The organism is uncultured Aquimarina sp., assembly GCF_947492115.1.
Lineage (GTDB): Bacteria > Bacteroidota > Bacteroidia > Flavobacteriales > Flavobacteriaceae > Aquimarina.
On the sequence record NZ_CANLMM010000002.1, the window covers coordinates 578329 to 595535 of the forward strand.

13 protein-coding genes are annotated in these 17207 nt (G+C 33.7%); 6 read left to right on the forward strand and 7 right to left on the reverse strand.

The window, feature by feature from the left end:
* Positions 1-7: 7 nt before the first annotated feature.
* Complete coding sequence (locus tag Q1A73_RS07885; RefSeq protein WP_299603840.1) at positions 8-2938, reverse strand: SusC/RagA family TonB-linked outer membrane protein; 2931 nt, start codon at positions 2936-2938, stop codon at positions 8-10.
* A gap of 245 nt (positions 2939-3183) precedes the next feature.
* Here Q1A73_RS07885 and aspS point away from each other — a divergent pair, with 245 nt between their 5' ends.
* Together aspS and Q1A73_RS07895 are read left to right on the forward strand one after the other, a co-directional pair.
* Complete coding sequence (aspS, locus tag Q1A73_RS07890; protein WP_299603843.1) at positions 3184-4932, forward strand: aspartate--tRNA ligase; 1749 nt, start codon at positions 3184-3186, stop codon at positions 4930-4932.
* An 81-nt stretch (positions 4933-5013) separates the two neighbouring features.
* Positions 5014-6798, forward strand: a complete 1785-nt coding sequence (locus Q1A73_RS07895; protein WP_299603846.1) for a chloride channel protein — start codon at positions 5014-5016, stop codon at positions 6796-6798.
* Positions 6799-6851: 53 nt separating this feature from the next.
* On the opposite strand, the gene Q1A73_RS07900 is transcribed toward Q1A73_RS07895, so the two are convergent.
* Positions 6852-8801 (reverse strand): alpha-amylase family glycosyl hydrolase, encoded by a 1950-nt coding sequence (locus Q1A73_RS07900; RefSeq protein ID WP_299603849.1) that lies wholly within the window; start codon positions 8799-8801, stop codon positions 6852-6854.
* 194 nt (positions 8802-8995) lie between these two features.
* Here Q1A73_RS07900 and Q1A73_RS07905 point away from each other — a divergent pair, with 194 nt between their 5' ends.
* Both Q1A73_RS07905 and Q1A73_RS07910 read left to right on the forward strand, forming a co-directional pair.
* The gene (locus Q1A73_RS07905; RefSeq protein WP_299603852.1) at positions 8996-9253 is read left to right on the forward strand and encodes a hypothetical protein; all 258 of its coding nucleotides are present in this window, start codon (positions 8996-8998) and stop codon (positions 9251-9253) included.
* Positions 9254-9336: 83 nt separating this feature from the next.
* Positions 9337-9534: a cold-shock protein gene (locus tag Q1A73_RS07910; RefSeq protein WP_299603854.1), complete on the forward strand. Its 198-nt coding sequence runs from the start codon at positions 9337-9339 to the stop codon at positions 9532-9534.
* 47 nt (positions 9535-9581) lie between these two features.
* Here the strand turns inward: Q1A73_RS07910 and Q1A73_RS07915 are convergent, their stop codons facing one another.
* From Q1A73_RS07915 to Q1A73_RS07935, 5 genes are all read right to left on the reverse strand, one after another.
* Complete coding sequence (locus tag Q1A73_RS07915; RefSeq protein WP_299603856.1) at positions 9582-10412, reverse strand: hypothetical protein; 831 nt, start codon at positions 10410-10412, stop codon at positions 9582-9584.
* Positions 10390-11169: a hypothetical protein gene (locus tag Q1A73_RS07920; RefSeq protein ID WP_299603859.1), complete on the reverse strand. Its 780-nt coding sequence runs from the start codon at positions 11167-11169 to the stop codon at positions 10390-10392. The genes Q1A73_RS07915 and Q1A73_RS07920 overlap by 23 nt, the downstream gene beginning before the upstream one ends.
* 75 nt (positions 11170-11244) lie before the next feature.
* Entirely contained in the window at positions 11245-11910 is a 666-nt protein-coding gene (locus tag Q1A73_RS07925) for an exonuclease domain-containing protein (protein ID WP_299603861.1), read from the reverse strand.
* A complete protein-coding gene (locus Q1A73_RS07930) occupies positions 11911-13830 on the reverse strand; it encodes a DUF294 nucleotidyltransferase-like domain-containing protein (protein WP_299603864.1) in 1920 nt (639 codons plus the stop codon).
* Positions 13831-13937: 107 nt separating this feature from the next.
* On the reverse strand, positions 13938-14387 hold the full coding sequence (locus Q1A73_RS07935; RefSeq protein WP_299603867.1) for a nucleoside deaminase: 450 nt from the start codon (positions 14385-14387) through the stop codon (positions 13938-13940).
* A gap of 82 nt (positions 14388-14469) precedes the next feature.
* Between Q1A73_RS07935 and Q1A73_RS07940 the strand changes: the two genes are divergently transcribed.
* Both Q1A73_RS07940 and Q1A73_RS07945 read left to right on the forward strand, forming a co-directional pair.
* Positions 14470-15393, forward strand: coding sequence for an energy transducer TonB (locus Q1A73_RS07940; protein ID WP_299603869.1), 924 nt, complete (start codon positions 14470-14472; stop codon positions 15391-15393).
* A 39-nt stretch (positions 15394-15432) separates the two neighbouring features.
* A complete protein-coding gene (locus tag Q1A73_RS07945; protein ID WP_299603872.1) occupies positions 15433-17202 on the forward strand; it encodes a 1-deoxy-D-xylulose-5-phosphate synthase in 1770 nt (589 codons plus the stop codon).
* The last annotated feature ends 5 nt before the right edge of the window (positions 17203-17207 follow it).

Genomic DNA, 17207 nt, shown 5'->3' on the forward strand with positions numbered 1-17207 from the left:
CTTTCTTTTAAAAATTAACATTTAAGTGAAAATAAAATTGTCTAGAACTTGGGAAAGGAGTAACCTCAATTCCACTCGACAATCCTGCTCCTCCATTTACGGATACTTCAGGATCATAACTACTATAATCTGTTATCGTGAAAATGTTCCTACCAGACACTCCTAGCTTTACACCTTCTACTGCCTCTCCTAAAAAGCTTGTGATCATATCAGATGGGAATCTATAATATATTGCTGCTTCTCTTAATCTAACATAACCAGCTGGCTCCACAAAACGTACCGCATTTGCTGGAGAAGCTAATCGAGCTTGTCCTTCTGGTGTTTCTAAATCTTCAGAGGTCTGCCCTAAATCTGTAAGAAACCTAGTTAAGTTTAAGTTATCTCCACCTTCTTTCCATTGTAGTAAGAAAGAGATATCTAATTGTTTGAATAATGTAAGCTGATTGTTAAAAGCCATTTGGAAATCTGGCTCTACATTACCAACCTGAGTTAATGTTCCATCAATATTACCCACTAGTTGCGTTACTGGTTGTCCTTCTTCTAAAAAGAAAGTTCCTAAACCTGTTCCAAAACCAGCTCCTTGCACTGCAAAAGGAGGCACATCTAATCGTGTAATTTCCGAACGATTTAAATAAAACTGAACTCCAGTATTCCAATAAACAACATCATTATCCAAAACATCTGCTTGTAAAGCTAGTTCTACCCCTTGATTTACCATATCGGCAAGGTTTGTTGTTTCAGTAGTAAATCCTGAGGACGCAGGTAATTGTCTTGTTAAAATAAGATCATCAACTTTTCTATTATAATAAGTAGCCTCTAATGAGATTTTGTTATCTAAAAAGCTAATATCAAAACCTGTTTCAAATTCTGAGGAAGTTTCAGGTTCTATATTTGGATCTCCTCGAAGACCCGCAACAGAAGTTCCTCCGTTACCTCCTACATTAGAAGCAGTAAAACTAGTAAAAGTAGCTCCAAAACCTCCTGGATTACCTGTTTCTCCATAAGCTGCTCTTAGTTTTAACTGACTAATCGGCTCAAATTGCCAGAAATCAAAATTATTAATATTTACCGCTAATGAAGCTTTTGGAAATCCAAAAAACTTATTAGGGTCACCGTTTCTGGTGGATTTATCTAGACGATATCCTAAAGTAGCAATAATTTGATCTTTATAATTACCTTCTACTTGCCCGAAATATCCAAAATCTCTTTCCTTTGCTAAAAACTGATTAATTGTTTGGTTAACAGACTGATCTACATTGGTTTGACCTGGATTAAGATCAGCACCTTGACTATTTACAAAATTTCTTTCAATATCAATATAAGTTGTTCCTACCTGCGTAGTTAAATTTAAATCCTGACCAAGAGCAGTATGATCCCATATAAAAATAGCCTGATTATTAAATTGGGTAATATTGTTTTTTCCTTGTGCAATGAAACCCTCTTGCCCTCCTACTTGGGCTTGATGTGTTTCTGGCACATAAACATACGTTTCGTTTGCTACATAATCAACACCTCCACTAATTAAGAATCGAAGGCGATTCCTTTCGGTTGTCCATAACTTTGTATTTAATTTATATCCTTGTAGAAAACGATTGGTAGCATCTTCATTTCTAGCAACATCTCTTACAAAAAGAGGATTCCCAGGATAATTAGGGTTATTTGGATAGTTTCCATTAGCGTCAGGAAATAAATTAATCCAAGGTCTGGTAAAAGCGAGTGTATATCCATAACTAAGTCCTCCTTCATTTTCATTACCAGTAAAACTTCTACTATTGTTACTTTTTACATAATTAGAGTTTAACGAAAAGTCAAAAACATTGGATATTTTATGATCAATATTGGCTCTTATCGAAAGTCTATCAAAACCAGTGTTTTTGATAATTCCTTCTTCATCTCTAAAGGAACCCCCTACATAAAACTTAGTCTTTTCTCCACCTCCTGAAGCACTGATTCTGGTTTCTGTAATAAAACCAGTTTCTCCATAGATTTCATCTTCATAATCTATCAATCCGCCATTGGCCACAGCTTGCTCGAACAACGCTCTTTCAGAAGCATCAAAAGTATCTTCTACAGATTGAGCGGTCCAAGGTCTTAATCCTAAAGGATTAGCAATTTTAGTAATTCCTAAATCCTGACTGAAATTAATTTTAGTTCTTCCACCTGTACCACGTTTTGTGGTAATTATAATAACCCCAGCACTTGCTCTTTGACCATAAATTGCTGCAGCAGATGCTCCTTTTAAAATTTCTATTTTATCAATATCATTAGGATCCAAATCAGATAGCCTATTTGCGGAATTTTCTTCATTACCTCGATTCGCTCCAGAAGCAGCTCGTAATCCCGTTGGAATTTCATCGTTATTGTAATACACTCCGTCAATTACAAAAAGTGGCTGATTATCTCCTGTAATAGAAGTAATACCACGAAGTCTTAATGCAAAACCACCTCCTGGTGCTCCAGAAGATGAAGTAATATTAACTCCTGGAACTTTACCATATAAAGCTCCATCAACAGTTGGCTGCCCTGTATTACCAACTAATTCCTCTGCAGATACTGTAGCAACAGCATTTGCCAAATTTGCTCTTTTTACCGAAGACCCAAGACCCGTTACAACGATTTCATCTAATGCTTCTAATGCTTCAGCTACCTGAATAGTAATCGATCCAGTACTTTCTACTGAAACAACTTTAGTAGTAAATCCAAGTGCAAACACTTTTAGTTTTACAGGAAGATTGTTAACGGTAAGTGAAAAATTACCATCAATATCACTGGCAGTTCCATTATTGGTTCCATCTTCTACGATATTGATGAAAGGTACTCCTTCCCCAGTACTTTCGTTAGTTACTTTCCCGGTTATTGTTTCCTGTGCAAACAGAACGACCGGAAAAAAAAACAAGAATAGCAAAAGCCCCTTGCTACTTAGTGAATGTTTTTTCATAATGATTTGTTTATAAGTTCGGTTAAAACTATTAAAACATTCTTATAAAAAAATGTTAAAACTAACGCGCGTTAGTTAAAAAGATATTGACAATCAATATATTATACAGTAAAACCATAATAAAAATATGTTAAATCCGTATATTAAATTACTATCAGATATTTTTTAGCTTCCATTCTCATTTTTATAAAAACTAGATATTTTTCATCTTAAACTTCTTATTTTTGCAGCCTTAACAAATAGCTATGTACAGAAGTCATTCTTGTGGTGAATTACGCACCTCAGATATTAACAAAGAAGTCACTCTTTCAGGTTGGGTTCAGAGAGTAAAAGATAGAGGAGTATTAACATGGGTAGTAATTAGAGATAGATATGGTATTACCCAATTGGTTTTTGATGAGGAAAGAACTGAGAAGCAGCTTTTACAACGTTCTAAAAAACTAGGACGTGAATTTGTTATTCAAGTAAAAGGAACGGTTATAGAGCGAGAATCAAAAAATCCAAATACACCTACTGGTGATATCGAAATTTTGGTTCAAGAAATGAATATATTGAACGAATCTCATACTCCTCCATTTACAATTGAAGATGAAACGGATGGTGGAGAAGATATTCGTATGAAGTACAGATATCTGGATATAAGACGTAACCCTGTTAAAAATAGCTTACTATTTAGACACAAAGTAGCGATGAAAGTTCGCAATTATCTTTCTGACCAGGACTTTGTGGAAGTAGAAACACCATATCTTATTAAATCTACTCCTGAAGGAGCTAGAGATTTTGTGGTCCCTTCTCGTATGAACGAGGGACAGTTTTACGCCTTACCACAATCACCGCAGACATTTAAGCAATTGTTGATGGTAGGTGGAATGGATAAATACTTTCAGATTGTAAAGTGTTTTAGAGACGAAGATCTTAGAGCAGATAGACAGCCAGAATTTACGCAGATCGATTGTGAAATGGCATTTGTAGAACAAGAAGACATTCTTAATATATTTGAAGGACTTACACGTCATTTAATAAAAGATATCAAAGGTCAGGACATCAGTGATTTCCCGAGAATGACCTATGATGAGGCAATGCGAACCTATGGTAATGATAAACCTGATATTCGTTTTGGAATGAAATTCGGAGAGCTTAATGAAGTGGCTCAACATAAAGAATTTAAAGTATTTAATGATGCCGAATTAGTTGTTGGTATCGCAGTTCCTGGAGGTGCTTCCTACACCAGAAAAGAGATTGACAAACTAATCGATTGGGTAAAACGTCCGCAAGTAGGTGCACTAGGAATGGTATATGTAAAATGTAATGAAGATGGAAGTTTTAAATCTTCTGTGGATAAATTTTATGATCAGGACGATTTAAAAAAATGGGCAGAAACAACAGGCGCCAAAGCTGGTGATCTTATTTGTGTATTATCTGGAAATGCAAATAAAGTGAGAGGTCAACTAAGTGCTCTTAGAATGGAATTAGCAGAACGATTAGGATTGAGAAATCCTGAAGAGTTCGCTCCATTATGGGTAGTCGATTTTCCTCTCTTAGAATGGGACGAAGAAACAGAACGTTATCATGCGATGCATCATCCGTTTACTTCACCTAAACCAGAAGATATTCCTCTATTAGATTCTAAACCGGGAGACGTAAGAGCAAATGCTTATGATCTGGTATTAAATGGAAATGAAATAGGTGGAGGTTCTATACGTATACATGATAAAGAAACACAAGCTCTTATGTTTGATCATTTAGGATTCACTCCAGAAGAAGCCAAAGAACAATTTGGATTTTTAATGGATGCGTTTCAATATGGAGCTCCTCCACATGGTGGAATTGCCTTCGGATTTGATCGATTAGTAGCCATACTAGGAGGACAAGAAACCATCAGGGATTTTATTGCTTTCCCTAAAAACAATAGTGGTAGAGATGTAATGATAGATGCTCCAGCCAATATTGATCAAGAGCAACTCAAAGAACTCAATATCAAATTAGATTTATAACTCAAAATAACCAAAATAGAAAAGATCCCGCGCTAAGCGGGATTTTTTGTTACCTTTAATCTAACCAACAGAAATCTTCTTATGCCAACTAAAAAAAAGACTTTATTGCATCGGTTTTTGATTTGGAGGTATCGCCATATTTCTACCAAAAACTTTGTCTTAGTCTTAAGCATACTAGTAGGATTTTGTGCTGGTTTAATATCGCTGCTTCTTAAAAACATTACACATTTGATCCAAGTAGTGTTGGAGAGTGATATTATATCCTGGCAGACATCTTTTTATTTTATCATACCTGTAATCGGATTATTGATAGTTTATGTTATCACAAAGTTTATCTTTAAAAAAGATATCAAATCAGCGATTCCACTAATATTATATTCTCTTTCTAAGAAAGATGGTAAAATAAGACCTGTAAGCGGTTATCTTCCGTTGCTTTTAGCTCCTATAACCGTAGGATTTGGAGGATCTGTAGGTCTTCTGGGGCCTGCAGTAGGCTCAGGATCTACATTAAGTTCTAGTATAAGCCGAGTTTTTAAATTAGATACAAAAACCAGATTTTTATTAATTGGGTGTGCAGCTGCAGGAGCCATATCTGCAGTTTTTAAATCTCCACTGGCAGGTTTAGTGTTTGCTGTAGAAATATTTAGTCTGGATTTAACCCTCACCTCCTTGCTTCCTTTGTTGTTTGCTTCAGTATCTTCTATCATTACATCTTATTTTTTTCTTGGAGATGAAGTATTGTTCCGATTTCAAGTACTAGAAAAATTTGATATCTACGATACACCTTTTTATGTAATTCTTGGAGTCGGTACCGCTATTGCATCTATATACTTTACAAAAATGTATTTTGGGATATTATCTTTCTTTGATCGTTTTCCTAAAAAAATTCATCGATTACTTATTGGAGGATTTGCTATTGGAGTGATGCTATATTTTATACCTCCACTCTATGGTGAGGGATTGGGTTTTATAAATGATCTCCTTAATGGAAATCATTTAGCCGCAATAGGAAATACTCCTTTTGATAATATGACCAATAATATCTGGATGATTATAGCTTTACTCACGGGAATTACCATTTTTAAAGCGATTGCAATGACAGCTACTTTTGGAGCTGGAGGATCCGGTGGTATTATTATTCCAACATTAGTAATGGGAAGTGCTCTGGGGAATGTAGTTGCTAAAATCATTAATAACATTGGAATAGGATTTCAGGTCTCTGAAGCAAATTTCACTTTATTGGGTATGGCAGGATTAATCGCAGGTGTATTACATGCTCCTTTAACATCTATATTTTTAATTGCTGAAATTACTACCAGTTATGAATTATTTGTTCCATTAATGATCACAACGTCTATATCATTTATCATTTCCAAAAACAGCATTGAACATAATATCTATACCAGATCTCTTGCAGAACGAGGACTCTTACTTACACATGATAAGGATCAAACTGTTTTAACACTTATGAAATTAGATGATTGTATAGAAACCAATTTTATATCTGTACAACCACATTATACCTTGAAACAATTGCTAAGTGAAGCTGTAGCTAAATCAAACCGAAACCTATTTCCTGTAATTGACGAATCTAACACCTTACTAGGCATCGTAACTTTAGACAATATTAGGGACATTATGTTCGATGTTTCTTTATATCATAAAACAACAGTAGAAATGTTAATGATACAAGTAGAAACTTCTATAATCTATGAAAGTGATGATGCTAAAAAAGCCATGCGCAAATTTCAAGATACAGGAGCATGGAATCTTCCTGTGATAAAAGATGGAAAATATTTTGGTTTTATCTCAAAATCAAAACTACTAACCGCTTATAGAAGAAAGCTTATTCATTTTACACGATAAAAAAACCTGCTGAAACTAAATTCAACAGGTTTTTATAAACTTAGCAATTCAAACTACTTTTTTATTAATTGAACTACCTGGGTTCTATCATTAAATTCTATCTTCATCAAATACATCCCATTCATTAGATAAGGTGCATTAATGCTAAAACTACTATCCTGAATTTTTATCCTTTTATTTTCTAACACCTTCTTACCCGTAAGATCATACATTTCTATATGTATATCATCTCCAGAAAGATTGGTCGTAGATAATATTACTTGTAATGAATTTGTAAAAGGATTAGGCCAAGCTTTCGCAAAATTTCCATTTGGAGTATCCAGTTCATCTATACTTAAAGTTTGAGATGTTGGTTCTCCTATTAATACCAATCCAAAGGAAGTCCCAAAAGTCACTGTTCCATTCGACACTGTAGCTAAACTACCAGAAAAATAATCTTGTAATTCCGTACCATCAAACCACATACCAAAAACATCTAATGCTCCTACAAAATCATTATCATTACCTGTATATACTAATGCTTTATCGTCTATACCATTTTGATCATATTCTCTTTTAAAAGTATATGGTGTATCCTGTAATTTGGTATGCTTTCCTGCTCCAACAGAAACATGCTCTCTTCTAAATCTTCCTATTTTCTGATAATGAAGCAGTGTTAAGGAAGGAATAGAGTTTGGATTACTTAAATCACTAAAATTCATATTGGATCTAAGAGTAGCATCTCCTGTAGCTCCTCCGCCAGGTGTGAGTGTTCTTGCTGTTTCATCTCCATAATAAATTTGGGCAGGTCCAGGAGTAAGTAATAATTTTGTCCCAGCTTCGAATGTTTTTTGACGATTTCGGTCAAAAACTTCTTCTGTATCGTGATTAGTCAAAAAGTTCATGGCGCTTTTTCCTTGCCCTAATTGGTTTTGCAACAAATTATCATAACGACTAAAAATACTTTCTAAACCTTCTTCGGCATTAAATCGAAATTCGAAATTAATTAAATTGGCAAATCCATTATTATAATAATCTACATTAAATCCATCTCCCGTAAAAGTTCTTCCCATGCTTGGTGCATTATAGTTAAACACCTCTCCAGTCATCCAGAAATCTAAATCATCTAATTTCTTAGTTGGATTATTTGTCTTCCACTCTCTTAAAGCAATAATTCCTTCTTCTTCTAGTTCTTTCCAAACAGCTTCCTCTACATGCTTTACAGTATCTACTCTAAATCCATCTACACCATATTTTCTTACATAATCCGTTAACCATTTTATGATATAACTTCTTGGTGATCTGGACTTACCTGTTCTGTTAAAAAAGTCATTCAATTCATTTTCCTCACTATCTCTTCTTCCTTCCTGACTCCACTTTTCCAATAACCAATTTGGCAGGCTAACATTATCATTTGAATCTGTTCTAATATCGGGTAAATTATCCACCAATTCACAAGGAATTGTACCTCCAGGACCTTGAAAATTACAATTAGGATCTCTACGAACCCACTCATCTGGCCAAGATTGATTTTGATCAGTACTAGTATCTGGCCCTACATGATTAAGAACAACATCCATTAATACTCGTATACCATGTTCATGTGCTGTATCTACAAAAGTTCCGAAAAGCTCATTTGTTCCCAAATTAGCATCGATATTTGTCCAGTCTTTTGTCCAATATCCATGAAAACCATATCCCGCTCCTGGCACTGATCCATAAATATTTTCTACTGGTGGAGTAATCCAGATAGCATTTACTCCAAGGTCATCAAAATATCCATCCTCAATCTTATTAATAAGCCCTTGCAAATCTCCTCCTTCATAATTTCTTAGTGGCGGACCATCCTGAGGCCTCCCGTAAGAAATATCATTAGATGTATCTCCATTCTCAAAACGATCTGTAAGGACAAAATATACTGTTGCATTCTCCCAAACGAATGGTAAATTCTTATCTGATTGTGTGTAACCTACCTTTGATAAACAAAGTATAAAGGTTACTGCAATTAGTAACTTCTTTCTCATTGTGTGAATTTTTAGTTTTTGTTTGTGTTTGATTTACGTATAAGTTTTATTTGTCATGTTTTAGAACCATATTGTTCAAAAAACTTCTGATTGTATCAAAACGGATCTTTTGTAGAACTATTAGATCTCTTTTTTACGAAAACCTTTGATTGTTAATAAATTGTCCAAAATTCATTGTAAAACTCAATTCAATTATGAAATATATAATAAGAATATTATTCGTTGCAGTGGTTATTCTTGTATCCGTAGGTTATTATTATAAAAACACTGGAGATCATCTTACTGGAGACAAATGGGTTGGAATTGGTATCCTTGGAGCTTCTTTTATTCTAATGCCTTTATTCATATACCATAGATGGAAAGACAAAAAGGTAAAGGATTATATGTTGACCGAAGAAAACCTTCAGAAAATGAAGGATTTCACTAAAGAAGAAAAAACTGACAAAAATTAAAATTATGTAAATATTTACATTTTAATAACAACTGTTATTATATTAAAAGCTACCTTTAGAATTCATAATATTATCTTATTACAATGGAAGGAACAGTAAAATTTTTTAATGAATCTAAAGGTTACGGATTTATTACCAACGATGAAACCGGAAAAGACATTTTCGTACATGCTTCAGGATTAAATGGTGAAGCTCTAAATGAAGGTGACAAAGTAGAATACCAAGAACAAGAAGGAAGAAAAGGAATTATTGCGGCGCAGGTTCGCGTAATTCATGGATAAAGATATATTCGAAAGGTTGCAAAAGACGCTATAAATAGCGTCTTTTTTTATTTTTGTATGCTATATTTATCTCTAAATACTTTGCTTTGAAACATTAGATACTCTAATATTTTTAATCCATCCCTAGTACTCAATATTGCTTGTATCTCTGTCTCCTGATCCAAAAAATCCATAAAATTATAAAACTCTGTTTCTGGAATCTTTAGTTCTTTTATAAAAAACTCTTCTTTGTAATATTGATTTAGTGGAATTTCTGAGCTATCTTCTTTACTTTTTTTCTTAAAAATACCCGAAACTACCTGAATAAACCCTATAAGATCAATGGAAACACCAACTCCTTCATTCCCGGTTTTTAGCACCGTGTTTTCCACTGGCGATTGTGCATCATTGGGTCTGGCCACACCCATTTGTTTAAGTTGTTCTGCATTCCAAAAAGGAAGATTTTTTATGTAAGTCGGAATATCATCTAGATCTTTCTGAATGTCACCGGTTAAAGAATATTGAGATACATGAACTTCATCCAATGTATTCACCTCTGGTTCTAGAAAAACTATATAGTGTTCTGATCTTAATTGTTCCTCCGTTATTTGTAGTTTCTTTAGTTTAAACTGAACCGAAGAGAAAACAACAACATCTCCAGGATCAGCAGGAATCTCAAAGTAGCCAGACTTACCACTTATGGCTCCTATTTCTTTAGTAAGGTTTACTATATTAATCGCTTCAAGCTCTAATGCATTAACTATAATCTGACCTTTTAACCATGAATTTTGTTGACCAAAGCTTAAAAAAGAAATCAGTAACAACAGAATACTCGTATATCTTTTCATTAAAAATAATAAAACTGGTTTTCCATTATTACTTTCTCTGCTGATTTTCATCATTGAAGATCTTACTCTGCTGTATCAAATGCTCTAAAATTCTAAGCTCATCTCCTGTTTTTAATATCTTCTTTGTTTCTGCTTGTTCGTTTATATAATCCAAGAAATTATACAATTCTGTTGCTGGCACTTTTAACTCTTCTACAATAAAAGTTGCTTGATAAAAATCAGATATCTGTGGAATCCTAACATTACCACGATTTGTTTTATCTTTTTTCTTAAACAGACTTGCGATCATTCTACCCGCTGCAATAAAATTAAAAGCAGTAGCATTTTTTCGATGATCCACTGTTGTATTTCTAACTGTTTTTGCCCCCATTTCTTTTACAAAAGGAGTTGGATCCAGAACTTTTGCATTAAACATAGGAAGGTTATCCTCGAATGTTTCTATTTTCTTGATATCTTCTTTTGCTTCTCCAGACAGATCATATTGAGAGACTGTAACCTCATCTAATTCATTTACCTTAGTTACAAGTTCTATTGCTAGATTTGCTTTCTTTAAATCTTTTTTGGTAACAATATGTGCTTTTTGATAATGTTGAACGGAAGAAAAAACAATTGTATCTCCTTCTTCTGCTTTTATTTGAAAATAACCAACATCATCATTAATCGCCCCTAACCCCTTAGTTAGATTGATAATATTTATGGATTGAGGTTGTAAAGTATCTGTTACTATTTTTCCGCGCAAGACATCTTTTTCCTGTGCAAAACCTGTAAGACCTAGTAAAGAAAATATAACATAAAGTTCTTTTTTCATTTTGATTGATTCTACTAAAAAGACGAAAAACAATAGCTACGGTTGCAACAAGGTTTCGATTACATGAATACTGTTTTAAAAAAGGGAAGAAGTAACATCTGTTGGTTTCACTTTTAGTTTCGAAATAATTTTCAAAAAAGCTAATGCAGTTATAAAAGCATCACCAGCAGCCGTATGTCGATCACTTTTGGAAATTTTCAAATCATCACATAATTCATCAAGTGTATAATGATTATATTTTCTTTCCCTACTGTATATTTGATGTTTGGTCTTTCTAAATAGTACTCCTGTATCCAAAAACCTATTTTTCAATGTGCCTAAACCTTGTCTTTGAAGCGCACTATTGATCATCCTTCTATCAAAGTCTGCATGATGCGCAATTAAAACAGCATCTTGGATAAATCCCAAAAACATCTCAATAGCATCGCTTTCATGCACTCTTATATATTCATGATTTTTTCGAATTCCATGAATTTCCACCGTTTCAGAATTAAAAACATCCTGTTCTAGATATAATTCGAGTTGATCAGACACATCAATACTCATATTCTGAATTGCCACAGCGCCAATGCATAGAACTCTATCATTTTTATAATCAAAACCTGTAGTTTCCGTATCAAAAGCAACAAACCTGGTTTCTTCTACCTTTTTTTTACTAGTCTGGTTTTCGAAAGAATTAAGATACTCCTCCCAAAACTCAGGGAAATTCTTTTTATGCTTATTTGAAAACCAAAAATTCATTTACATATATGTTTTTAATTGAAAACGAACCCTCAATACTTCTTGTATATCTCTAATCGGTCTAAAACACCTTTTAAGCTTCAATTTATCGTTCTTGCTAAGTGTATTTAATTGAATATATCTCCCTGAATCTTTATGCATCAACCCTTGTCTTGCCCTAAACTTTAATAATACCCTAAAAGCTTTTGCACAACTTTCGAAAAGTTCTTTATTATTTGGTTCTAATGCTGCAAGTTTCTCATAACGAAGTAACGTATTATTTATTCCTTTTAGATTATGATATAACGCTAAAATTCGTGCACCATCTATTAAGACCATCATCGCTCTTGTTTTAATATCGAAAGTATCTTTATGTTCTCCGTTTTGTTCTACTAAAAATTGTTTAAAAAAGCCTAAAGGAGATGGTTTTTGTAATGCGCTAACACCTAATAACCCGAGAAATCTTTTGCTCTTGTTCACACCATCAAATATGACATCCGATAATTGATTTACCATATCAGTATCACCATATACAGCCTGAAAATCAAAAAATATAGACGACAACAAAGTGCTTTCTTCAGTCGGAGTTGTCATCCAATCTCTAAACTGTTTGCCCCATTTGGATACCGACATGCACCATCTTGGGTTACTAGCCATCATCTCTGCTGGACAATATTCAAAACCAATTGTATGTAAATTTTTGGTAATTCTTCTTGCTAGGTCTAAAAAATAATTTTGGGTTTCTGGATACCTTATTTCCTCAACATCTTCAAATACAATAGCATTATCCTGATCCGTAATTAATAATTGCTCTCTTCTTCCCTGACTTCCTAATACCAAAAAACTAAATAATACTGGTGGTGAAGAATCCATCTCTTGTAAAGACAAATCAATCGTTCGAACTACTAAGGCGTCATTTATCTCTGAAATAAGATTTAAGATATGCATTGTAGGAATATCTTGCTCTAAATAGGTAGTTAACAACCTTTCTACTTGTTTTCTGATATATCGCAACCGTTGGATTTTTTTTACCCTTTTGATTTCCTTTATTAAAACTGAAGGATTGTTCCCAAAGGATACTAACAAATCATGATTAGAAAAAACACCAACAGTTTTAGAGTTGCGCGTGCCATCTTTAGTAATACAAAGGTGACTTATGTTGTTTTTAATTAAAGCTATTTGTGCTTCTGCAACTGTTATTCTTTTGGAGTACGTTTTTACGGGTGTTGTCATTACTTCAGTAACACGAGATTCGGCTGACGTTAATCCGGTAGCAACTTTAGCTCTAAGATCACTATCCGTAATAATTCCTATTGGATACTTTTTATCATCCACAACAACGATCGCATCCGATTTTTTAGTATTCATCTCTATAGCAATATCTTTTACAATAGCCTCAGAAGTGCATGTAAGAGGCTTCTTGCGATAAGAAATAGTCCGTAACGTAGAAAGGTCACTAGCTGGTTCGATAGTAATAGTATTGTCTATTTTTTTTCCCTTTTCGGTTTCGGTAAAATAATTTCTAGCATGCGTAGCAAAAGTTTCTAATAAAAAATTATTTACTTCTTTATTTTCATCAATAAAAGGTTTAAAAACGGAAGAAGGAATTGCATATACGATGGACTCTTCGTTAGCCAAAGCAGCCATTCGATAATTCTTTTTGATAATCATAATACGCAATCCGAAGAGATCTCCTGAATCACAAATATCCACGAAGTTTTGAATATTTTCTGTAGTTCTGTACAACCCTATTGCTCCCTCTCTAACAATATAGAATTCGTCATGACATTGCTCATCTTGCTTAAACACATAAGCTCCTTTTTCTAAATACAATACTCTAATTTGGCTAGAAACAAACAACAATTCTTCTGTAGAAAGCAAACTAAAAGGCGGGAACTGTTTTAAAAAATCCTGAATTCGCTCTGCAATTGTATTTTTCAAACCTTTTAAATTTTAGTACGTATTGAATAATAGACCAACGATTAAATAAAGTAAACCTCCCTTGATTTCCTTATTACTAAAGTTACGCGATCGAGGTAATATTCAAATCAATTTAAATTTCGTTTTTCAACAAAAAAGCGCTTTAGTATTTCACTGCATTCTTCTGCTAAAACACCTCCAACCATTTTGGTTTTTGGATGAAGTTTAGTTCCCATATTAATACATCCTCTTTGTTCATCTCTTGCTCCATATACGATTTTACCAATCTGACTCCAATACAAAGCACCAGCACACATCTGACACGGTTCTATCGTTACATACAAAGTACACTCTTTAAGATATTTACCTCCTAAAAAATTAGCTGCTGCCGTAATCGCCTGCATTTCCGCGTGTGCTGTAACATCATTTAAAAGTTCTGTGAGGTTATGGGCTCTAGCAATAACCCTATCGGCTACCACTACTACCGCTCCAATAGGTATTTCTCCTTTATCATAAGCCATTTCAGCTTCCTGAAGTGCTTTTCTCATAAAATGAGAATCATCATAGGGATCAAACATAATATATAGCTTAAAGTATCTAACAAACTTAAGCAAAATGGCAAGAAACTTGATAAATCAATAAAACTAACTTCTTCGATTTATGGAAAAATATTACAAAATAACGATTCCTAAGCCTTGTCATAAGGATTGGAATGTAATGACTCCTTCAGAAAAAGGGAGATTCTGCGGCTCTTGTCATAAAACTGTGGTAGATTTTACCAAACTATCCAATACACAAATTCAGGATTACCTTCATGAACATAAACATGAAAAAGTTTGTGGTCACTTTAGAAAAACACAGTTAGACACTATCCATATTACTATTCCTATAAAAGTAATGCAAACTAGATATTCTTTTAGAAAAACCTTTCTATTAGCTCTTCTAATAGCTATGGGAACTACTTTAATGAATTGCACTAATACAGAAGGAAAAAAACAAAAAATTGAAACTGTAACGGTCATAAAAAGACAAGATTCTATTGATGATCCAATACAATCCATAACGAAACCTGAAAAAATCTGTAAAGCAACTAAAGAAACACAAACTCTAGATGGACCAAAATCCAATACCGTTAACAAACCTGTGATTGATAGTACACTCACTGTAGAAGGAGATATCGATTTTGTTGAAATGGGATTTGTTATAACAGAAAATAAAGTCGATCTCAATCAACCTGTTCCTGCTCATCTTCTAGAAACATTCCCAGCATTTCCAAATGTCAATAAACAAGATAGACACAAAGATACCTTTACACGTATGATTAAAGATCACATACAAGAAGAATTTAACACACGTATTAGTAAAGAACTTTTTCTAACCGGCATACAACGGATTTATGTACTCTTTGAAATTAGCAAACAAGGTGTCATTGAAAACATAAAAATTAGAGCTCCGCATCCAAAATTAGAAAAAGAGGCTTTCCGGGTTATCCAAACAATACCAAAACTAATTCCTGGAAAATATCAAAATAAACCAGTTAGAACTACATATAAATTACCTATTCTATTTAAAACAAAAGAATGATCATATAAAGTTGTAATTTTGCTTTTCAAACCATTTTGAATGCCAAATACACTTCTTGACAAGATTGAATACCCAAAGGATCTCAGAAAGCTTTCTATTGATCAATTACCAGTATTAGCACAAGAATTACGCGATTTTGTTATTAATATCGTAGCCACCAAAGAAGGCCATTTGGGAGCGAGTTTAGGGGTTATAGAATTAACTATTGCTTTGCATTATATTTTTGATACTCCAAATGATTTACTGGTTTGGGATGTAGGACATCAGGCATATCCTCATAAGATTCTTACAGGAAGAAAAGATCTTTTTCATACCAATCGCCAATTACATGGTATTAGTGGATTCCCTAAACGCAGCGAAAGTGATTATGATACTTTTGGAGTAGGACATTCCTCCACTTCTATTTCTGCTGTTTTAGGGATGGCTATTGCTTCTAAATTACAAGGAAATATCTCGAAACAACATATCGCAGTAATTGGGGATGCTTCTATCGCTAGTGGAATGGCATTTGAAGGTCTTAATCATGCTGGTGTTACTGATGCAAACATGTTAGTAATTCTTAATGATAATTCTATAGGAATTGATCCAAGCGTCGGTGCTTTAAAAGAATATTTAACCAAAGCCAAAGTAGGATACAAACCCAAAACAGATAATATTATTGAGGCACTTAACTTCTCTTATTTTGGTCCTGTTGATGGTCATGATTTACCTGGTTTACTTAAAACTTTAGAAAACTTAAAAAATAAAAAAGGCCCTAAATTATTGCATATTATTACCACTAAAGGCAAAGGGTTAAAACAAGCAGAAGAAAATCAGGTAAAATACCACGCTCCTGGAAAATTTGATGCTGCTACTGGAGAATTAGTTCCTAAAAAAGATACACAAGAGCCTCCAAAATTTCAAGATGTATTTGGTCATACTATTTTAGATCTAGCGAGAAAAAATAAAGATATTATCGGAATTACTCCTGCCATGCCTACTGGTAGCTCTTTAAAATATATGATGAAAGAAATGCCAGACAGAGCATTTGATGTGGGTATTGCAGAACAACATGCTGTTACCTTGGCTGCAGGAATGGCAACACAAGGATTGATTCCATTTTGCACCATATATTCTACTTTTCTTCAACGTGCTTATGATCAACTAATACATGATGTGGCTTTGCAAAATCTATCTGTAGTCTTTTGTATTGATCGAGCTGGATTGGTGGGAGCCGATGGCGCGACTCATCACGGTGTTTTTGATATTGCTTATGTAAGCTGTATCCCAAATATGATTGTAGCGGCACCACTAAATGAAATTGAACTGCGAAATTTACTATACACCGCTTCTTTGAGATTAGATAATCCAATCACCATAAGATACCCAAGAGGTAGAGGTAGAATTTTAGATTGGAAAAAAGATATGACAGAGCTTCCAATCGGTAAAGGAAAATGTCTTTTACAAACAGATTCTGATATAGCAATACTATCTACCGGTACGATTGGAAATAATGTCTCAGATGCTTTGGATACACTTTCGGCAAAAATAAGTCACTACCATTTTTGTTTTATAAAACCATTAGATATCAAACTTATAAAGGAAATATTACAAAAACACAAAATACTCATTACAGTAGAAGATGGTGTTATCCAAGGTGGTTTTGGTAATTCTATAATCTCTTTTGTAAATCAACATAAATCGGGTAATAAAATATATACCTTGGGAATCCCAGATAATTTTATTGATCACGGAACCACAGAAGAATTACAGGACATCTGTGGTATTTCTGCAGAAAAAATAAAAGAAACTATTCTTAATCTTCTTTAGCGATA

Coding starts and splice junctions, on each gene's coding strand:
- Q1A73_RS07905 (WP_299603852.1), top strand. CDS start 8,996: ATGAAATATATAATAAGAATATTATTCGTTGCAGTGGTTATTCTTGTA.
- Q1A73_RS07900 (WP_299603849.1), bottom strand. CDS start 8,801: ATGAGAAAGAAGTTACTAATTGCAGTAACCTTTATACTTTGTTTATCA.
- Q1A73_RS07895 (WP_299603846.1), top strand. CDS start 5,014: ATGCCAACTAAAAAAAAGACTTTATTGCATCGGTTTTTGATTTGGAGG.
- Q1A73_RS07945 (WP_299603872.1), top strand. CDS start 15,433: ATGCCAAATACACTTCTTGACAAGATTGAATACCCAAAGGATCTCAGA.
- Q1A73_RS07915 (WP_299603856.1), bottom strand. CDS start 10,412: ATGAAAATCAGCAGAGAAAGTAATAATGGAAAACCAGTTTTATTATTT.
- Q1A73_RS07925 (WP_299603861.1), bottom strand. CDS start 11,910: ATGAATTTTTGGTTTTCAAATAAGCATAAAAAGAATTTCCCTGAGTTT.
- Q1A73_RS07935 (WP_299603867.1), bottom strand. CDS start 14,387: ATGTTTGATCCCTATGATGATTCTCATTTTATGAGAAAAGCACTTCAG.
- aspS (WP_299603843.1), top strand. CDS start 3,184: ATGTACAGAAGTCATTCTTGTGGTGAATTACGCACCTCAGATATTAAC.
- Q1A73_RS07910 (WP_299603854.1), top strand. CDS start 9,337: ATGGAAGGAACAGTAAAATTTTTTAATGAATCTAAAGGTTACGGATTT.
- Q1A73_RS07940 (WP_299603869.1), top strand. CDS start 14,470: ATGGAAAAATATTACAAAATAACGATTCCTAAGCCTTGTCATAAGGAT.
- Q1A73_RS07885 (WP_299603840.1), bottom strand. CDS start 2,938: ATGAAAAAACATTCACTAAGTAGCAAGGGGCTTTTGCTATTCTTGTTT.
- Q1A73_RS07920 (WP_299603859.1), bottom strand. CDS start 11,169: ATGAAAAAAGAACTTTATGTTATATTTTCTTTACTAGGTCTTACAGGT.